We start from the raw sequence: 16272 nt of genomic DNA, 5'->3' as shown, positions 1-16272 counted from the left end.
GAAAATCTCCGCCGCTCCCCTGAAGTGGCAACCCCGAGGAGTCCATCCGAATGAACGGCATGCTCACGCTCGACAAGCTTTCCGACCTCGTCGCCTCGGGCGAAATCGACACCGTCGTCATGGCCATGCCGGACATGCAGGGGCGTCTGGTGGGAAAGCGCATGGCGGCGGGATATTTTCTCGATACCGCCGTCCACGAGACGCATGCCTGCAACTACCTCCTGACCGTCGACACCGATATGGAGCCCGTGCCGGGCTACAAGGCGGCAAGCTGGGCGCAGGGCTATGGCGACTTCGTGCTGAAGCCCGATCTCGCAACGTTGCGCCGTATTCCGTGGCTGCCGGCAACGGCGCTCGTGCTCTGCGATACGCTCGACCATCATGGTGAGGACGTGCCTCACGCGCCGCGCGCCATCCTGAAAAAGCAGTTGAAGCGTGTCGCTGCCATGAAGATGAAAGCCTTCACCGCGTCGGAGCTGGAATTCTACCTCTTCGACGATACCTACGAGGCAGCGCACGAAAAACGCTATCAGGGGCTCAAGACAGCCAGTTGGTACATCGAGGACTATCATGTGCTCGCGACCTCGAAAGAGGAGGGCATCATGCGCGCCATTCGCAACGGACTGGAAGGCGCGGGCATTCCGGTCGAGAATTCGAAGGGCGAATGGGGCCCGGGCCAGGAGGAAATCAACGTCCGCTATGCCGAGGCGCTCGAGATGGCCGACCGGCACACCATCCTCAAGAACGGCATCAAGGAAATTGCCTGGCTCCATGGCAAGGCTGTCACCTTCATGGCCAAATGGAATTACGAGCAGGCTGGTTCGTCCTGCCACATCCACATGTCGCTATGGGACGAGGCAGCGAAGGAAGCGCGCTTTCACGACCCAAACGCAAAGCCGCATGGCATGTCCGAGCTTTGTCAGCAATTTCTGGCCGGCCAGTTGGCTCATGCCCGCGAACTGACCTATTTTCTTGCGCCGCAGGTCAACTCGTACAAGCGCTTCGTCAACGGCTCCTTCGCGCCCACCAATATCGTCTGGTCCAACGACAACCGGACGGCAGGCTTCCGCATGTGCGGCCACGGCAAGAGTCTGCGCATCGAATGCCGAATTGGCGGCGCCGACCTGAACCCCTATCTGGCTTATGCCGGGCTATTGGCGGCCGGCCTTGACGGCGTCGAGAAAAAAATGGCTCTGGAGCCGGAATTTTCCGGAGACGCCTATGTGAGCAGCGGCATTCCGTCGCTTGCGAAGAACCTCCGCGACGCCCTGACCGAACTGGAAAAGTCCGATACGCTGCGTACCGCGCTCGGCGATGATGTCGTGGAACACTACCTGCACACCGGCCGCTGGGAACAATTTGAGTATGACCGTCGGGTTACCGATTGGGAACTGAAGAGAGGCTTCGAACGCGGATGAGCGGCACACTGAAAGTCATTTCTCCGGTCGACGGAAGTGTCTATGTCGAACGCCCTCTGGCGACATGGACGGAAATTGACGGCGCGTTGAACGCGGCACGTGCGGCGCAGGCCGCATGGAAGCTGGTGCCAATCGCCGAACGCGCGGCGCTCTGCAACCGTTTCATAGAAGCCTTTGTCGCCATGAAGGACGAGATTGTCCCTGAGCTGGCCTGGCAAATGGGCCGGCCGGTAGCCTACGGCGCCGGCGAGTTGCGCGGATTTGAAGAGCGCGCCCGCTACATGATCGCGATCGCCCCGGAAACGCTGGCCGACATCGATGCCGGTCCGAAGGAGGGCTTCCGCCGTTGGGTCCGACGCGAGCCCGTAGGGACCGTGCTTGCGGTCGCCGCCTGGAATTATCCCTACCTGATCGCCGTCAATTCGGTTGTGCCGGCCGTCATGGCCGGCAATGCGATCATCCTGAAACATTCCGGCCAGACACCGCTTTGTGCCGAGCGCTTTGCCATGGCCTTCGAAAAGGCTGGCGCTCCGGATGGCCTCTTTCAGGCAATCCACATGAGCCATGAAATGACCGAAAGGACCATCGGCGATCCGCGCGTCGATTTCGTGCAGTTTACAGGCTCGGTCGCCGGCGGTCGCGCCGTCGTGAGGGCAGCCGTCGACCGCTTCATCGGCATTGGTCTTGAGCTTGGTGGCAAGGATCCAGCCTATGTGCGCGCCGATGCCAACCTGCCCTTTGCGGTCGAAAACCTGGTCGACGGTGCATTCTTCAATTCCGGTCAGTCCTGCTGCGGCAAGGAGCGGCTCTATGTCCATGCCGACGTCTATGACGATTTCGTCGAGGGATTCGTCGATCTGACACGAAAATACAAGCTGGGAAACCCGCTCGATCCGGAAACGACGATCGGCCCGATGGTCCGCACGTCGGCGGCCACCTTCGTGCGTGGCCAGATCGCCCAGGCCGTTCGCAGTGGTGCCAAGGCATTGATCGGCGAGAGCCATTTCCCGGCATCCAAGCCCGGATCCCCCTATCTCGGCCCCGAGGTACTCGTTGACGTCAACCATCAGATGGATGTTATGCGCGAGGAAACCTTCGGCCCCGTGATTGGCATCATGAAGGTCTCGTCGGACGAAGAAGCCGTTGAATTGATGAACGACAGTCCCTACGGACTGACGGCATCGGTATGGACAGAGGACGTGGAGACCGGCGAAAGGATTGGTGAACGCATCGACACCGGTACGTTCTTCCTCAATCGCTGCGACTATCTTGATCCTGCCCTTGCATGGACCGGCGTCAAGGATACGGGCCGGGGCGCGACATTGTCACGTGTCGGCTATGAAAGCCTGACGCGCCCCAAGAGCTATCACCTGAGAACCAGCACAAAATGATCGACGCTTATCCAAGCCTCACGGGCAACTGGAATTTCCCGACCAAGATGCGTTTCGGCGCTGGCCGCATCAAGGAACTGGCCGAAGCCTGCGGTGCGGCCGGAATTGAGCGGCCACTACTGGTCACCGATCCGGGCCTGAAGCCGCTGCCGATGATTGCCGAGGCGCTGGCTCTCCTCGAAAAGAATGGCCTCGCCGGTGCCCTTTTTGCCGATGTTCACCCCAATCCCGTCGGCGCCGATGTTGAGGCTGGCCTGAAGGCCTTCCAGCGCGGCAAACATGACGGCGTCATCGTGTTCGGTGGCGGCAGCGCCATGGATGCCGGCAAGGCCGTTGCCTTCATGTCGGGACAGACGCGCCCCATGTGGGACTATGAGGATCGCGAGGACTGGTGGACCAGGGCAGATCCCAACGGAATCGCGCCCGTAGTCGCTGTGCCGACCACCGCCGGAACCGGCTCGGAAGTCGGCCGGGCCGCAGTCATCACCAACGAACGCGATCACACCAAGAAAATCATCTTCCATCCGAAGATGATGCCGGTTGATGTGATCTGCGACCCCGAGCTGACCATCGGCCTGCCGCCGAATATCACGGCGGCGACCGGTATGGACGCTCTCTCTCACAATCTGGAAGCCTATTGCGCGCCTTTCTGGCACCCGCTGGCGCAGGGCGTTTCGCTTGAAGGCATGCGCCTCTGCAAGGAATGGCTCCCCGAAGCGGTCAAGCGCGGCAGCAATGTCGAGGCCCGATCCTTCATGCTGGCCGCCTCCTCGATGGGTGCGACGGCGTTCCAGAAGGGACTCGGCTCGATGCATGCGATGAGCCACCCCTGCTCGTCATTGCGCGGCACCCATCACGGCCTCACCAACGCCGTGGTGATGCCTTATGTACTGCTTCACAACCGCAAGGCAATCGAGGAAAAGATTGTCGCTGCCGCCAACTATCTCGGGCTGAAAGACCGCAGTTTCAATGGCTTCGTCGACTGGGTTCTGGCCTTGCGTGAGGAAATCGGCATCCCGAATACGCTCAACGATATCGGCGTCGACAGCGGCATCATCCCGCAGCTCGCGGCCATGGCCCTGGAAGACCCCTGCACGGGCGGCAACCCGCTGCCGATGAGCGTACCCGTATACGAAGACCTCTTCGCGCGGGCGATCGAGGGTCGGCTCGCCTGACAGAGATCACTCCGGATGTCCGGGCACCCAACCGCCCTGTGCATCGTGATGGCCGGGCGCATAGCCCTGCGGCTTTCGGCCGGGCGCTAGCGGCAAGGGCCCGCCTTCCTTCTCGTAGGGCGCGATCCAGCCGCCATGCTGGCTCTGATGCCCGGGTACCCAGGTCTTGAGCGGCGCGACCCGTGGCGCCGCGCCCTCGATGACCTCGGGTGGCGATACGTCGCCGACGATTGAGGTTTCGGCAACGGCCGGACAGGTCGCGAAGACAATGAGCGTGACGGCGAGAATCTTGTTCATCGTCTCAATCTAGTGCCCTAAACGGTTGAAACCAGTGGGCAATTGATGCCGCCAGAACCTGCGGCTATGTTGCGCGCGATTTCAGGAGGCCGTCATGCCGCTCGACACAACCAGCCACGACATTCCCGTCGCCCGCACAGCAGCGGATCTGCGCGCTACCGTCGCCGAATGGCGGAAAATGGGCGAAACAGTCGCGCTGGTGCCGACCATGGGCGCGCTGCATGAAGGCCATCTGTCGCTGGTCGACCTTGCCCGGAAAAAGACCGACCGTGTTGTCGTCTCGGTCTTCGTCAACCCGACCCAGTTCGCACCGCATGAAGATTTCTCGGCCTACCCCCGCACCGAGGCCGCCGACGCGGCAAGGCTTGCAGGCAAGGCTGACCTGATCTTCGCACCCGATGCCGGCGACATGTATCCGGACGGATTCTCGACAACGATTTCGCTGACCGGCGTCGCCGAACCGCTTGAGGGCACCTTCCGCCCGACGCATTTTGCCGGTGTTGCAACCGTCGTTGCCAAGCTGATCCTGCGGGCACAGGCCGATGTCGCGATCTTCGGCGAAAAGGACTGGCAGCAACTGGCTGTGATCCGCCGCATGGTCGCCGATCTCGACATTCCGGTCGAAATTCTCGGTGGCCCGATCATGCGCGAAGCCGACGGCCTCGCCATGTCATCGCGCAACGTCTACCTGACGCCGGACGAACGCAAGGCTGCAGGGCAACTCAATGTGATACTCAAGGAAACAGCCGCAAGCGTCTCCAGTGGAATACCCATTACGGAAGCAACAAGGGCCGGAGCGGCGCGCATTCTGGCGCTCGGCTTCAACCAGATCGACTATCTGGAAATTCGCGATGCTGCCTCTCTGGCGGAATTCCCATCCGGTCACCCGACCTCGCCGGCTCGTATCCTGGTCGCCGCAAAAATCAGCAGGACCCGCCTGATCGACAATATGCCGGTTTGACACCTCACCGCAGATGCGCGGTCAGCCAGTCCCGTTGCACCGGCGCCGACAGCCTGAACATATCGCCCGTATACGCCTCGAAATGCATGCAAGGGAGCGCCAGGAATTTCTTCGGCTCCAGGGCCGTCTCGTAGGCGGCCGCCGTCATGTCGAAAGGCGTCAGGTGGTCTTCGAGCGCACCGACCATCAGCAGCGGTGTCGGTGAAATGCGCGGAATGTAGATGCCGGGTTCATATTCGGTGAAGAGCTCGACCGATTGCAGCGTCACATCATTCTGCCACGATGTCTGGCGCTCCTTGGCAAAGGCTGTGAAAAACTCCCATGTATCGGCGGTCGGCAGAGCCGAAGGCTCGCCCTCAGGACCCGTCACGGGCATGCGGGCCGGCGCGGCGCCGCCCATCCGCGCCAGGCGGTCGGCATCGAAGGCCGCCCGCAAGGCCTTCCAGTGATCGCCGCGAATGAGACGCCGCGCACTCTCGAGCCCGGCCACCAATGGCACTTGCGCAATCACGCATTTGACGCGCCGGTCGATGGCGGCAACCACCAGCACATGTCCGCCGGAATAGCTCGATCCCCAGATGCCGATACGGTTCGGATCGACTTCCTTCATCGTTTGCGCATGGGTGATCGCGTCCCGGTAGCCGTCGATCTGCTGCCGCGGATCGATGTGCCCGCGCGGACTGCCGTCGCTCGCACCGAGATTGCGGTGGTCATAAACCAGCGCCGCAATGCCGGCCTCGGCAAAAAAGGTGGCAAAATCGTCGAGATACATCTCCTTCACGGCCGAAAACCCATGTGCCATGACGACGACCGGCGCCGGACCTGTCACACCTTTCGCGGGATAGAACCAGCCGCGTAGCGACACCCCATCCTCAGTCTTGAATTCAATGTCGCGGCGCATGTCTCTCCCCTGACTTGTTTTCTCCAGCCCACCACACATGGGGAAGTCTGTCACCCGCCCTTGCGGGCAGGTCGCTAGAGCAATCCGAGATCTTCCAGTTCGCGCCGCATCTCCTCGGGCATGTCGTCGTCCGCCGCGCCCCGCCGGACGTCGGGTGGCGCGTCTTTCGGATCGAAGTAGCGCCACCCTTGAAAGGCGCGCCGCTCCTGCCGCCGGGTAGGAACGATCTCGCGGTCGAGCACAAGGCGGCAGCGTTTGACGCCTTCCCCGTCCTTGAATGGTTCAATGCCGATCAGCCGCTGGCGGCATCGGATCACGCCCTTCATGACCCAGTAAAGCGACCCGCCAGCCAGAATCTCATCGGCGCGCTTCGGCGTCATTCGCGTGACATGGACGAGTGTCTGGGGCTGCTTGCGCTTCTTCATCTCCGCCAGCCGCGCTTCCTGCCAGGTGGCAAGATCCGCAATATCGTCAGCGCCGACACAGAGCTTGATCAGGTGAAGAGGCATTGACGCAGGAAACTCCCAACTCTATAACACTGTTATAACAACCGCGCCGGAGGATCCGATGACCGCACCAGCCCAAGCCTTTCTGACCCGTTGGTATGCCTATGTCGAGAGCCACGACCCGGCGCTGCTGCAGACCCTTGTCGCCGACGGCGCGACGATCTCTTCGCCCGCCTTCTACAAGCCGAAGACATCGAAGGATTATGTGATGGCCATTCTGACGGCCGTGACCGACGGCTTCGAGGATTTCACCTATACGAAGGAATGGGTCGACGGCAACGAGATCATTCTCGAATTTGAATCCCGTATCGGCGATACGAAGCTGAAGGGCATCGACCGCATCACCGTCGATGCTGACGGCCGCATGAGCCACATCGAGGTCCTGATCCGCCCCCTGAACGGCCTGATTGCGCTGGCCGAACATGTGAAGGCATCGCTCGGCAAGGCCGCCGCCTGAGCTAGGCCAGCGTCTCGACAGCAAGCGCCGTCGCCTCGCCGCCGCCGATGCAGAGCGAGGCGATGCCGCGTGTGCCGCCGGTCTGCTTCAGTCCGTTGAGCAGTGTGACCAGAATACGCGCGCCCGATGCGCCGATCGGGTGGCCAAGTGCACAGGCGCCGCCATAGATGTTCATGTTGTCGTGACTTAGATTGAGCTCCTTCAGCGCGGCCATCGCGACGACGGCAAAAGCCTCGTTGACCTCCCAGAGATCAACGTCTTTTGCGCTCCAGCCGGTGCGCTCCATCAGCTTTGAGATCGCACCGACCGGCGCGGTCGAAAACCAGGCCGGCGCCTGTGCATGCATTGTATGACCGCGAATGGCGGCAAGCGGCGTCAGGCCACGCCTTTCGGCCTCCGACAGCCGCATCAACACAAGCGCCGCGGCGCCGTCCGAAATTGAACTTGAATTGGCCGCCGTCACCGTACCGTCCTTCGCAAAGGCGGGCTTCAGCGTCGGGATTTTCGACGCATCCGCCGTCAGCGGCTGCTCGTCCTGCGCGACTTCGACGGCACCCTTCCGGCCCGGTGCGCTGACCGCCACGATCTCGGGCGCAAAGCTGCCGCCCTCGACCGCCTTCTTCGCCCGTTTCAGCGACTCCATCGCATAGGCATCCTGCGCATCGCGTGTGAACTGATAGTGCTGCGCGGTGTCCTCCGCATAGGAGCCCATCAGGCGGCCTTCATAGGCGTCTTCGAGACCGTCGAGGAACATGTGATCCTTGACCTCGGCATGTCCGAGGCGCATGCCGCCGCGCGCCTTGGGCAGCAGATAGGGCGCGTTGGTCATGCTCTCGAGACCGCCGGCCACGATGACATCTCCATGACCCGCGACGATCGCGTCATGCGCCATCATCACGGCCTTCATGCCCGAACCGCACATCTTGTTGACCGTCGTGCAAGGCGTGTTCTCGTCCAGCCCCGCCTTGAGCGCCGCCTGACGTGCCGGCGCCTGCTTCGCGCCGGCCGAGAGCACACAGCCCATCAGCACTTCATCGACCTCGGCGGCACCGATCCCGGCCCGTCCGACCGCGCCCTTGACGGCGATCGCGCCGAGTTCCGGCCCGGTGAGACCGGACAGGGCACCCTGAAACCCGCCCATCGGCGTGCGTGCCGCGCTGACAATGACCACGGGATCGGCTTCTTGACGGTTTTGAGACATGGGGCTGTATCCACGATTAGACTGGCGGCCATGGCCGGGATTCGGGGCAGAACCCTAGCCTAAAACTCGCAGCCGCCAAACAGGCCGCGCCTATTTGAGGGGGGACGCTCAGTGGAAGATTTCCTGCACAACATGGATTGGGTCCTGCCCTTGCGCAGCGACTGGGCGACGCCCGTCGCCAATGGCTTCACCCTGCTCGGCTATACGCCGTTCTTCCTGATGTTCCTGCCGCTCGGCTACTGGCTCTGGGACCGCGCCGTCTTCACACGGCTTGCTGTCCTGATCGCGATCACCGCCGTCATCAACGGCTGGCTGAAGGATTTCTGGCAGGATGCCCGCCCCGATCCGCGCTACTGGATCGACGATCGCGTCGAAGGGTCGCCGGGACGGCCTTCCGGTCACGCCCAGGTGGCGGTCGCGATGTGGCTCTGGCTGGCCTATGAAATCAGGAAGCGCTGGGCCTGGGTTGCCGCAATCATCATCGCGGCGGGCGTCGCGCTGAGCCGGCTCTATGTCGGCGTTCACGATGTCGACGACATTCTGGTCGGCACCGTGCTCGGCCTTGCCTGTATTGTGCTCTTCATCTGGTTGCTGGGGCCGTCCTTCGATTTCTGGCGGCGCCTGCCGGTGGTTGTCCACCTGGCCGTCATTCTCGCCCTGGTGCCAGCCCTCTGGTACGTCTGGCCGCCTGAAGGCCCGGCCGGCAGCAGCTTCTACGGCCATACCTCCGTGCTGTTCCTGCTTTTCGGCTGGGTGGCAGGCCAGACGCTCGATTACCGCCTCGCGCCGGTCAGAGGCGCGCGTCCGGCCCTCTGGCAGCAAGCGGTCATGGCCGTTGGCGGCATCGTCGTTCTCTTCGCCCTGCGCTGGGCGGTCGAATCCGGCGGCGCGGCAATCGGCCTCGACGCAGCAACTGTCCTTTACGCCGGCGCGGCCATTCTCGGCTTCTACATGACCGGCCTCGCCCCGATGGGTTTCCGGGCGCTGGGATTGATGAAATAGCAGGGACCGGACGGAGAGCGTGTCTTACTCGGTGTAGATGTCGACCACATCGGATTCGGTGAAGACGGTGTAGACACCCGCCCCGGGGCTGCCACCCACAACGATGAAACGGTTGTTGGCAGCAGCAGCCACCGCGCCGTGGCGCGGCGTGGGCATCGACGGCGCGCGGCGCCATGTGGTGCCCGCCAGATCGAGCACGAAATGGTCGCCATAGGTGCGCAGCGGTCGCCGCTGCTCACCGCCCGTCACATGCAGGCGGCCGTCCAGCACGGCCGCGACATGGCCTGCCCGCGCTTCGGGCAATGCCGGCCCGCTGCGCCAGCTGCCATTCGACGGGTTGAAAATGTCGACACGGGCCGAGGCCGCACCGCCATCAAGGCCGCCGATCGCATAAACCTGTCCGCCGGCGACCGCATAGGCCGCCGCGACGCGCGGCGACGGCATGGACGACCCCGAAACACTCCAGCTGTCACCCGCCGGATCGAAGACGAAAACCCGCGAAGCGCCCTCGCCGCGCCCGCCGATCGCATAGAGTTTGCCATCGACGGCAACAAGACCGTGACCGGCACGGGCGGCCGGCATGGCGGGACCCGGAACCCAGGTCCCGACATTCGGATCGTAGATCCAGACATTATCGGTATCGCCGCCGCCCGCCGGATTGGCCGCAGCCGGGGCACCGCCCAATCCGCCAAAATCGTCCGCGCGGCGCACCGGCACCGCCTCATGGCCGCCTGCGACATAGAGTTTGCCGTTGAGTTCGGCCATGCCGAAATGTTGCAGGCCCACCGGCAGCGCCACGGCGGGGCGCCAGATATTGCCGCGCACGTCATAGATTTCGGCTACCGAGCGCGGACCCGAGGTGCTGTCGCCGCCGACGACATAGAGTTCATCGCCGAGCAGGGCCGCGCCGGCAAAGGCGCGCGCGGTCATCATCGGCGTACCATCGCGCCAGCCCTGCGCCGATACCGGCGCCGCCGCCAGACAAAGCCCGGCCGCGACAAAAAGGCCCGAAACACCCGAACGCATCGCGCTACGCATCGCTCAACTCTCCTTCACCCGGCCGCCGGATCAGTAGAACAGGACCAGTGCCGCAAGTCCCAGAAACGCGAAAAATCCCACGACATCGGTTGTCGTGGTGACGAACACGGCCGACGAGACGGCCGGATCGGCGCCCAGCTTATCAAGTCCCAGCGGAACGAGAATGCCGATCAGACCCGCCACCACAAGATTGATCATCATCGCCGCCGCCAGGACCCCGCCGAGCCAGGCATTCTGGAAGATAAGGCCGCCGATGCATCCCAGCAGAATGGCGAAGATCATGCCGTTCAGCAGGCCGACAAGCATCTCGCGCAGAATGGTGCGCCGCGCATTGAAATGAACGAGATCGCGCGTCGCCAGCGCGCGCACCGTCACTGTCATGGTCTGGGTGCCGGCATTTCCGCCCATCGAGGCGACGATCGGCATCAGCACGGCCAGCGCCACCATCTGTTCGATAGCCGCATCGAAAAGCGCGATCACCGAGGCAGCAATGACCGCCGTGACCAGGTTGACCGCCAGCCAGGGGACGCGGCTGCGGCTGGTCTGCAGCACCGTGTCCGAAATCGCTTCCTCGCCGACACCGGCCAGCAGGCGGATGTCTTCAGCGGCCTCTTCGCTGATAACCTCGACGATGTCGTCGACCGTGATGACGCCGACAAGCCGGCCCTCCTCGTCGACCACGGCCGCCGAGATCAGGTCGTACTTGCTGAACTGCAGCGCCACGTCTTCCTGGTCCATCGCCACCGGGATCAGCGTCTGCTCGGTCTCCATGATTTCGGAAATCGTGACCGGACGCTTGGACCGGGTGACGCGCGACAGTGGCACGGTGCCGATCGGTTTGTGCGCCGCATCGACCACGAAGATTTCGTAGAATTCGTGCGGCAGTTCTTCGGCCTCGCGCAGATAGTCGAGCGTGTGGCCGACATTCCAGAACGGCGGCACGGCCACCAGCTCGCGCTGCATCAGGCGGCCGGCGCTGTATTCCGGGTAGTCGAGCGACTGCTCGAGAACGGCGCGGTCGCTGGCCGGCAGCTGGTCGAGAATCTCGCGCTGCTCGTGTTCGTCCATATCCTCAAGGAGATAGACGGCGTCGTCCGAATCCATTTCCGTCAGCGCGGCAGCGATGTCCTTCGGATCGAGCAACTCCATGACATGGTCGCGGACGCTCTCGTCGAGCTCGCTCAGCACCTCCGGATTGAGGTCGGAGCCGAGCATGTCGATCAGGTCGCGGCGCTCGTCGCTGCGCAGCAATTCGAGGAGTTCCGCGGTATCGGCCGGTCGCAGCGGCAGGACCAGCTCGCGCGCCTGCGCCCGGTCGCCGCGATCCACGGCATCGACGACGGCGCGCACATAGGCCGGCGACAGCGCCTCGTCGGCGGCCTCATCCGTCGTGCTGTTGATCGGGGTGTCAGTCAAATTTGCGCTTCCGAATCTTCGGCCAGAGCCGGCCGCGAGTGTGCGTTATTTGGCCGGTTCCCGCCACCGCGGCGCCCTGAAAATAAAACCGGCGGCGGCGCTTCTGAAAGCGTCCGGCCACCGGTCCTGAAGGTTCGTCTGTCGATGGTGCGGTCGAGAAGACTCGAACTTCCACGGGAGTTACCCCACAGCGACCTCAACGCTGCGCGTCTACCAATTCCGCCACGACCGCATGTTCGCAAGCCGCGCCGATGTAACAAATCCGGATGGCTTGCTCAAGCTGCAAATTGAGGCCGGACGGGGGTTTAGCGCAATAAGTTCAAATCCCGTCGCCATCGAGATTGGCCGGCAGATGAATACCGCATTCGTCCTTGTCACGGCCGACCCAGCGGCCGTCGCGATAGGAGCCGCCCTCGGGCACGCGTTCGGTGCAGGGCATGCAGCCGATGGAGAGGTAGTTGTCCTTGACCAGCGGATGGCGCGGCAGCTTGTGCGTGTCGACATAAGCCTCGAGCTCGGCCTCGCCCCAATAGGCTAGCGGGTTGATTTTGAAGCGGCTTCCGCCCGTCGAACCCGGCTCGCCGGTACCGCGCACCCGCTCCTCCTCGATCGGCTCCATGCTGGCGCGGGTCGAAGTCTGGAAGCGCTTGCGGCCGGTGATCGAGGCATCGAAACCCTTGAGCGCCCTTTCGAGCGGCAGAACCTTGCGGATATGACAGCAGGCATCGGGATCGCTGTTCCACAAACCGCCATTGGGATCCTTTGCGGCGAGATCTGCCGGATGCGGGCCGACGGCGCGCAGATCGGTCAGGCCGAGCTTCTCCTGCAGCCGGTCGCGATAGCGCAGGGTTTCGCCGAAGAGCTTGCCAGTATTGAGAAAAATGACCGGCGTCGCGGGATCGATCTCGGCGACCATGTGGAGCAGCACCGCCGACTCCGCACCGAAGGAGGAGACCACGGCGATGCGGCCCTGAAACGCCTCGCGGATCATCGCCTCGAGCAGCGCCTGCCCAGCAAGGCCCTGATAAGTCTCGCGCAATGCGTTGAGGCGCGGCGAAATCAGCGTCGGCGCATCCATGGCGGCGGCGCGGCTTTCGGTGACCGCGGCGGCGCGCGGCCGCCGGCTCAGATCCAGTGCGGTCATGACAACCAGCCTTTCTCTTCGATATAGGCGTCGACGCGACGGCCGATTTCGGCCAGTTCGAGCCCCTGCGAGCGCCAGACCTTGCGCTGCCGGCCCAGTTCGTCGAGCCGCCCGGCCCATTCGGGCCCGAACAATCCTTCCAGATGGCGCCTGAGCCGCCGCGCCAGACCGGGCGACTTGCCGGCCGTCGAGACGGTGATGGTCAGATCGCCGCGCCGCATCATCGAGGGCACGTGAAAGTCGCAGAGCGGCTTGACGTCCTCGGTATTGACCAGCGCACCGGCCGCCCGCGCCAGACCGGCCAGCGCCACGCTTTCGCTGTCGCCGAGGCCGGCGATGAACACGACGCGAGCGCCCCGGAATGCCTCGCCGGTGGGCCTTGCGCCCTTCAGCCGCTTGCCGGACTGCTTGACCAGAACCGGCGTCGGCGCCCCGGAATAGACCTCCAGATGGGCTGCGCCGGCGGCATCGAGCAATGCCAGCCGCTTTTCCGCCACTTCGCCCTCGCCGACAAGCACCGTCTTCAGCGAGCCGAGATCGAGCATGACTGGAAACACGGCGCACACCTCCTCAGGGCAGCAGGCTCTGCAATTCCCGCTAGAGATAGCAAGTGTGCCAAATAATTCAACTCCAGTCCGTATAATTATGTAATTCACACAATAAATGATGTGCAATAAAAAAGGGCTCCCGAAGGAGCCCGTTCCGGCCAGAAAACCGTAATGATTTCAGAGGTGTGGCGCCGGCTCGGCCGAAGAGATCACCGAGGTGATCGACACCGCGACGCGCTCGCCCTTGACGATGATCTCGCCCCGCGCGATCGGAATGTTGTTGGCGAGGATCCAGACTTCCTCGTCCTGGATCGTGCCGAGCTCGATCACCGCGCCGCGGCCCATGCGCAGCAATTGCTGGATCGGCAGCGTGGTCGTGCCCAGAACCACAGAGATTTCAACGAAGACGTTGTTGACCGAATTCACGCGCAACCCCACCTGACCCGAGGGGCCCGGCAGGCCCCAAGTGCTTTACTTGCCAACCAAAATGCCATGCTAGAGTTACTTGATGGTTAAGCCCCAGCCCCGCGCCGATGCGCCTGCCCCGACCGTCGAATGGCGGATTTCCGACGCGCCCGTTTCCTATGAGACGGCGGTGGCGGAGATGGAGGCGCGCGTCGCCGCGATCGCGGAAGGGGCCGCGCCGGAGCTGGTCTGGCTGCTCGAACACCCGGCCCTCTATACCGCCGGCACCAGCGCCGACGACGCCGATCTCATTGATCCCAAACGCTTTCCCGTCTTCAGGACCGGCCGCGGCGGGCAGTACACCTATCACGGCCCCGGCCAGCGTGTGGCCTATGTGATGCTCGACCTGAAACGGCGGCAGCCGGATGTCCGCGCCTATGTGCAGGACCTCGAAACCTGGCTGATCGCGACACTGGCGCGCTTCAACGTGACCGGTGAGACGCGGGCGGACCGTGTCGGCGTCTGGGTCCGCCGGCCGGAACGCGGGCTGACGGCCGAAGACAAGATCGCGGCGATCGGCGTGCGCCTCAGGAAATGGGTGACGTTTCATGGGGTTAGCCTCAATGTCGACCCCGACCTCGATCATTTTTCGGGGATCGTGCCTTGCGGGATCGCACAACACGGCGTCACCAGCCTGGCCGATCTCGGCCGGACGGCGACGATGGCCGATGTCGATATCGCGCTCCGGTCGAGCTTCGAAGAGGTCTTCGGCTGCGACAGCAAGTGATCCGTACAAGGATCAAATCGGGGATAAGTCGGATTTCCCGGACGCGTCAACGGCTTGCGCCGGAATGCACAGCCGATGGCTGAAGAGAGACCCCCCCTTCTGTCACGGAACTGTCACAAATGACGGTCATTAACATCCGTGTACGGAATGGTTGGCAACTTGTCCCCGGGTTTATCGGCGGGTTTATCCCCGTATGGGCTGCATCGCGCCGGACTCCCGGAAAAGGCGGGGACAAGTTTTTCTGCCGGAAATGGCAAAAATACTTATCCCCGAAGTTTGCGTGAGGCGGCGAAAGCACCTGCCGATTCGCAGAAGCTCCCACCCTTCGCCGTGGGAGGGTGGAAGATCAGGAAAATCCGTACCGCCCTTTCAGAACTCTATGACGGCACCGCCGGCGGCCCCCAGAGCGCCATGACGATCAGGCCAAGACCGATGGCGGCGGCGGCGAGCCAGATGATGGCGCCGATGGCCGGGATCGAAATGCCGATCCAGAGAAGGGCGGCGGCCAGCACGATGCCGGCGATCAGGCCGAGCCGCCCCTCGCCGGCAGAACCGAGACGCGCCGCGATGATGCCGCCCAGCGCCGTCAGCACGGCGGCAAGGCCGAACACGATGCCGAGCGGCCAGGCCAGCATCAGCAGCAGCGCCACCGGCAGCCCGACCAGCGTCACCGCAGAGGCGACCGCCAGCACCGGCACGCCGATCAGCCAGACGAAACCGAGACCGATGGCCTGCCAGGGCTCGGCGGTGGCGGCATCGCGCATCCGCGCCGCCGTGCCCGGCGCGACCAGCGCCAGCAGGATCGCCAATCCGCCAAAGACCACCGCACCGCCGGCCGACATGTGATAGCCCGGTGCCGCAAAGCCGCCGTGGCGGTCGCGCATATGATTGTCGCGCCAGCTTTGCCGCGTATCGCGCTCCCCGGCCGTGTCGGGCGCGTCGGGCGCGTCGGCGCTGTCGTCGCGGAACTGGAAGGCCCGGCCGTTGATCTCGCCCTTGATCGTCGCGCCCTTGTCGATGCGGGCGGCCGAGGCCGAGTAGTAATCGACATTGCCGTCGATCCGCGCATCGGGACCGAGCGCCAGTTCGAGGCCGTAAAAGGTGACGTCGCCCTCGACATGACCGTTGATCAGCGCTTCCTGGGCGCGGATCGAGAGATCGCCCTCGAACTCGCCCTCGATCGCCGCGCGCCGCGCCGCGATCCAGGTGTCGCCCTTGACATGCGCGTCGCGGGTCAGGATGACGATCTGGCCGGCCGCCGTCAGCGCGCCGTCGACGCGGCGGTCGAGCGTCAGTTCCTCGGCCGCGGCGAAGAGATCCTTGCCGCTGACCCATTCGACGCTGCGGCCCGAACCGGGCTCGGCCTGCGCGGCGCCGGCGCCGAGCGCGAGGGCCAGAATGACGAGTGTCGACCGGATTACGCCGCGCATGCTCTCTCCTTGCGATTCATGTCGCCCCCGGAAGGACTATAGCGCGGGATGGCGGCGGAGGCACGGATTGGGGTGTGATGTTATCGAGGATGGCCAGCGCATGAGTGGGGCGCGGCCTTTGTCTCCCCCACAGATGTCACCCCGGGATTTATTCCCGGCAACTGTGTTGTTGGGTCATGTCTGGAACGCGGTTTT

17 protein-coding genes and 1 tRNA gene are annotated in these 16272 nt (G+C 63.8%); 7 read left to right on the top strand and 11 right to left on the bottom strand.

Translation table 11 applies throughout. The features are described 5' to 3' along the window. Positions 1 to 50: 50 nt before the first annotated feature. The 3 genes from AAC071_RS11400 to AAC071_RS11390 are packed head-to-tail and all read left to right on the top strand — an operon-like array spanning position 51 to position 3984. Positions 51 to 1418, top strand: coding sequence for a glutamine synthetase family protein (locus AAC071_RS11400; protein ID WP_339832614.1), 1368 nt, complete (start codon positions 51 to 53; stop codon positions 1416 to 1418). Continuing rightward, on the top strand, positions 1415 to 2809 hold the full coding sequence (locus AAC071_RS11395; RefSeq protein ID WP_339832612.1) for an aldehyde dehydrogenase family protein: 1395 nt from the start codon (positions 1415 to 1417) through the stop codon (positions 2807 to 2809). The genes AAC071_RS11400 and AAC071_RS11395 overlap by 4 nt, the downstream gene beginning before the upstream one ends. Next, positions 2806 to 3984, top strand: coding sequence for an iron-containing alcohol dehydrogenase (locus AAC071_RS11390; protein WP_339832611.1), 1179 nt, complete (start codon positions 2806 to 2808; stop codon positions 3982 to 3984). Before AAC071_RS11395 ends, AAC071_RS11390 begins: the two co-directional genes overlap by 4 nt. A gap of 6 nt (positions 3985 to 3990) precedes the next feature. On the opposite strand, the gene AAC071_RS11385 is transcribed toward AAC071_RS11390, so the two are convergent. Continuing rightward, the gene (locus AAC071_RS11385) at positions 3991 to 4281 is read right to left on the bottom strand and encodes a hypothetical protein (RefSeq protein ID WP_339832609.1); all 291 of its coding nucleotides are present in this window, start codon (positions 4279 to 4281) and stop codon (positions 3991 to 3993) included. 94 nt (positions 4282 to 4375) lie between these two features. On the opposite strand from AAC071_RS11385, the gene panC reads away from it, so the two are divergent. Further along, positions 4376 to 5242, top strand: coding sequence for a pantoate--beta-alanine ligase (panC, locus tag AAC071_RS11380; protein WP_339832606.1), 867 nt, complete (start codon positions 4376 to 4378; stop codon positions 5240 to 5242). A gap of 4 nt (positions 5243 to 5246) precedes the next feature. Here the strand turns inward: panC and AAC071_RS11375 are convergent, their stop codons facing one another. Both AAC071_RS11375 and AAC071_RS11370 read right to left on the bottom strand, forming a co-directional pair. Continuing rightward, entirely contained in the window at positions 5247 to 6143 is an 897-nt protein-coding gene (locus AAC071_RS11375; protein WP_339832604.1) for an alpha/beta hydrolase, read from the bottom strand. A gap of 74 nt (positions 6144 to 6217) precedes the next feature. Beyond that, positions 6218 to 6652 (bottom strand): DUF1489 domain-containing protein, encoded by a 435-nt coding sequence (locus AAC071_RS11370; RefSeq protein ID WP_339832601.1) that lies wholly within the window; start codon positions 6650 to 6652, stop codon positions 6218 to 6220. Positions 6653 to 6710: 58 nt separating this feature from the next. Here AAC071_RS11370 and AAC071_RS11365 point away from each other — a divergent pair, with 58 nt between their 5' ends. Next, entirely contained in the window at positions 6711 to 7106 is a 396-nt protein-coding gene (locus AAC071_RS11365; RefSeq protein WP_339832600.1) for a nuclear transport factor 2 family protein, read from the top strand. Position 7107: 1 nt separating this feature from the next. Here the strand turns inward: AAC071_RS11365 and AAC071_RS11360 are convergent, their stop codons facing one another. Then, a complete protein-coding gene (locus AAC071_RS11360; RefSeq protein ID WP_339832599.1) occupies positions 7108 to 8307 on the bottom strand; it encodes an acetyl-CoA C-acyltransferase in 1200 nt (399 codons plus the stop codon). Positions 8308 to 8418: 111 nt separating this feature from the next. On the opposite strand from AAC071_RS11360, the gene AAC071_RS11355 reads away from it, so the two are divergent. Continuing rightward, positions 8419 to 9309 (top strand): phosphatase PAP2 family protein, encoded by an 891-nt coding sequence (locus AAC071_RS11355; protein ID WP_339832597.1) that lies wholly within the window; start codon positions 8419 to 8421, stop codon positions 9307 to 9309. 24 nt (positions 9310 to 9333) lie between these two features. Here the strand turns inward: AAC071_RS11355 and AAC071_RS11350 are convergent, their stop codons facing one another. From AAC071_RS11350 to AAC071_RS11325, 6 genes are all read right to left on the bottom strand, one after another. Then, positions 9334 to 10347, bottom strand: a complete 1014-nt coding sequence (locus AAC071_RS11350) for a kelch repeat-containing protein (RefSeq protein WP_339832594.1) — start codon at positions 10345 to 10347, stop codon at positions 9334 to 9336. Positions 10348 to 10377: 30 nt separating this feature from the next. After that, complete coding sequence (mgtE, locus tag AAC071_RS11345) at positions 10378 to 11763, bottom strand: magnesium transporter (protein ID WP_339832592.1); 1386 nt, start codon at positions 11761 to 11763, stop codon at positions 10378 to 10380. A gap of 145 nt (positions 11764 to 11908) precedes the next feature. Beyond that, positions 11909 to 11995: transfer RNA gene (locus tag AAC071_RS11340), tRNA-Leu, on the bottom strand. Between the two features lie 87 nt (positions 11996 to 12082). Next, complete coding sequence (locus AAC071_RS11335) at positions 12083 to 12907, bottom strand: phosphoadenylyl-sulfate reductase (RefSeq protein WP_339832590.1); 825 nt, start codon at positions 12905 to 12907, stop codon at positions 12083 to 12085. Further along, positions 12904 to 13464: an NAD(P)-dependent oxidoreductase gene (locus AAC071_RS11330; protein ID WP_339832588.1), complete on the bottom strand. Its 561-nt coding sequence runs from the start codon at positions 13462 to 13464 to the stop codon at positions 12904 to 12906. Before AAC071_RS11330 ends, AAC071_RS11335 begins: the two co-directional genes overlap by 4 nt. A 168-nt stretch (positions 13465 to 13632) precedes the next feature. Beyond that, positions 13633 to 13881: a FliM/FliN family flagellar motor switch protein gene (locus AAC071_RS11325; RefSeq protein WP_339832586.1), complete on the bottom strand. Its 249-nt coding sequence runs from the start codon at positions 13879 to 13881 to the stop codon at positions 13633 to 13635. 82 nt (positions 13882 to 13963) lie between these two features. Here AAC071_RS11325 and lipB point away from each other — a divergent pair, with 82 nt between their 5' ends. After that, entirely contained in the window at positions 13964 to 14647 is a 684-nt protein-coding gene (gene lipB / locus AAC071_RS11320) for a lipoyl(octanoyl) transferase LipB (protein WP_339832585.1), read from the top strand. Positions 14648 to 15024: 377 nt separating this feature from the next. Here lipB and AAC071_RS11315 read toward each other — a convergent pair whose 3' ends face one another. Further along, a complete protein-coding gene (locus AAC071_RS11315) occupies positions 15025 to 16077 on the bottom strand; it encodes a polymer-forming cytoskeletal protein (protein WP_339832584.1) in 1053 nt (350 codons plus the stop codon). Positions 16078 to 16272: the final 195 nt, after the last annotated feature.

It is taken from the genome of uncultured Parvibaculum sp., from assembly GCF_963975745.1.
Lineage (GTDB): Bacteria > Pseudomonadota > Alphaproteobacteria > Parvibaculales > Parvibaculaceae > Parvibaculum.
The sequence above is the reverse complement of the archived record's forward strand: the minus strand, read 5'-3'. Positions and strand labels throughout refer to the sequence as shown.

Bases quoted from the DNA above. Each gene is read 5' to 3' on its own strand.
- AAC071_RS11400 (WP_339832614.1), top strand. From the start codon at position 51: ATGAACGGCATGCTCACGCTCGACAAGCTTTCCGACCTCGTCGCCTCG.
- AAC071_RS11395 (WP_339832612.1), top strand. From the start codon at position 1,415: ATGAGCGGCACACTGAAAGTCATTTCTCCGGTCGACGGAAGTGTCTAT.
- AAC071_RS11390 (WP_339832611.1), top strand. From the start codon at position 2,806: ATGATCGACGCTTATCCAAGCCTCACGGGCAACTGGAATTTCCCGACC.
- AAC071_RS11385 (WP_339832609.1), bottom strand. From the start codon at position 4,281: ATGAACAAGATTCTCGCCGTCACGCTCATTGTCTTCGCGACCTGTCCG.
- panC (WP_339832606.1), top strand. From the start codon at position 4,376: ATGCCGCTCGACACAACCAGCCACGACATTCCCGTCGCCCGCACAGCA.
- AAC071_RS11375 (WP_339832604.1), bottom strand. From the start codon at position 6,143: ATGCGCCGCGACATTGAATTCAAGACTGAGGATGGGGTGTCGCTACGC.
- AAC071_RS11370 (WP_339832601.1), bottom strand. From the start codon at position 6,652: ATGCCTCTTCACCTGATCAAGCTCTGTGTCGGCGCTGACGATATTGCG.
- AAC071_RS11365 (WP_339832600.1), top strand. From the start codon at position 6,711: ATGACCGCACCAGCCCAAGCCTTTCTGACCCGTTGGTATGCCTATGTC.
- AAC071_RS11360 (WP_339832599.1), bottom strand. From the start codon at position 8,307: ATGTCTCAAAACCGTCAAGAAGCCGATCCCGTGGTCATTGTCAGCGCG.
- AAC071_RS11350 (WP_339832594.1), bottom strand. From the start codon at position 10,347: ATGCGTAGCGCGATGCGTTCGGGTGTTTCGGGCCTTTTTGTCGCGGCC.
- AAC071_RS11335 (WP_339832590.1), bottom strand. From the start codon at position 12,907: ATGACCGCACTGGATCTGAGCCGGCGGCCGCGCGCCGCCGCGGTCACC.
- lipB (WP_339832585.1), top strand. From the start codon at position 13,964: ATGGTTAAGCCCCAGCCCCGCGCCGATGCGCCTGCCCCGACCGTCGAA.
- AAC071_RS11315 (WP_339832584.1), bottom strand. From the start codon at position 16,077: ATGCGCGGCGTAATCCGGTCGACACTCGTCATTCTGGCCCTCGCGCTC.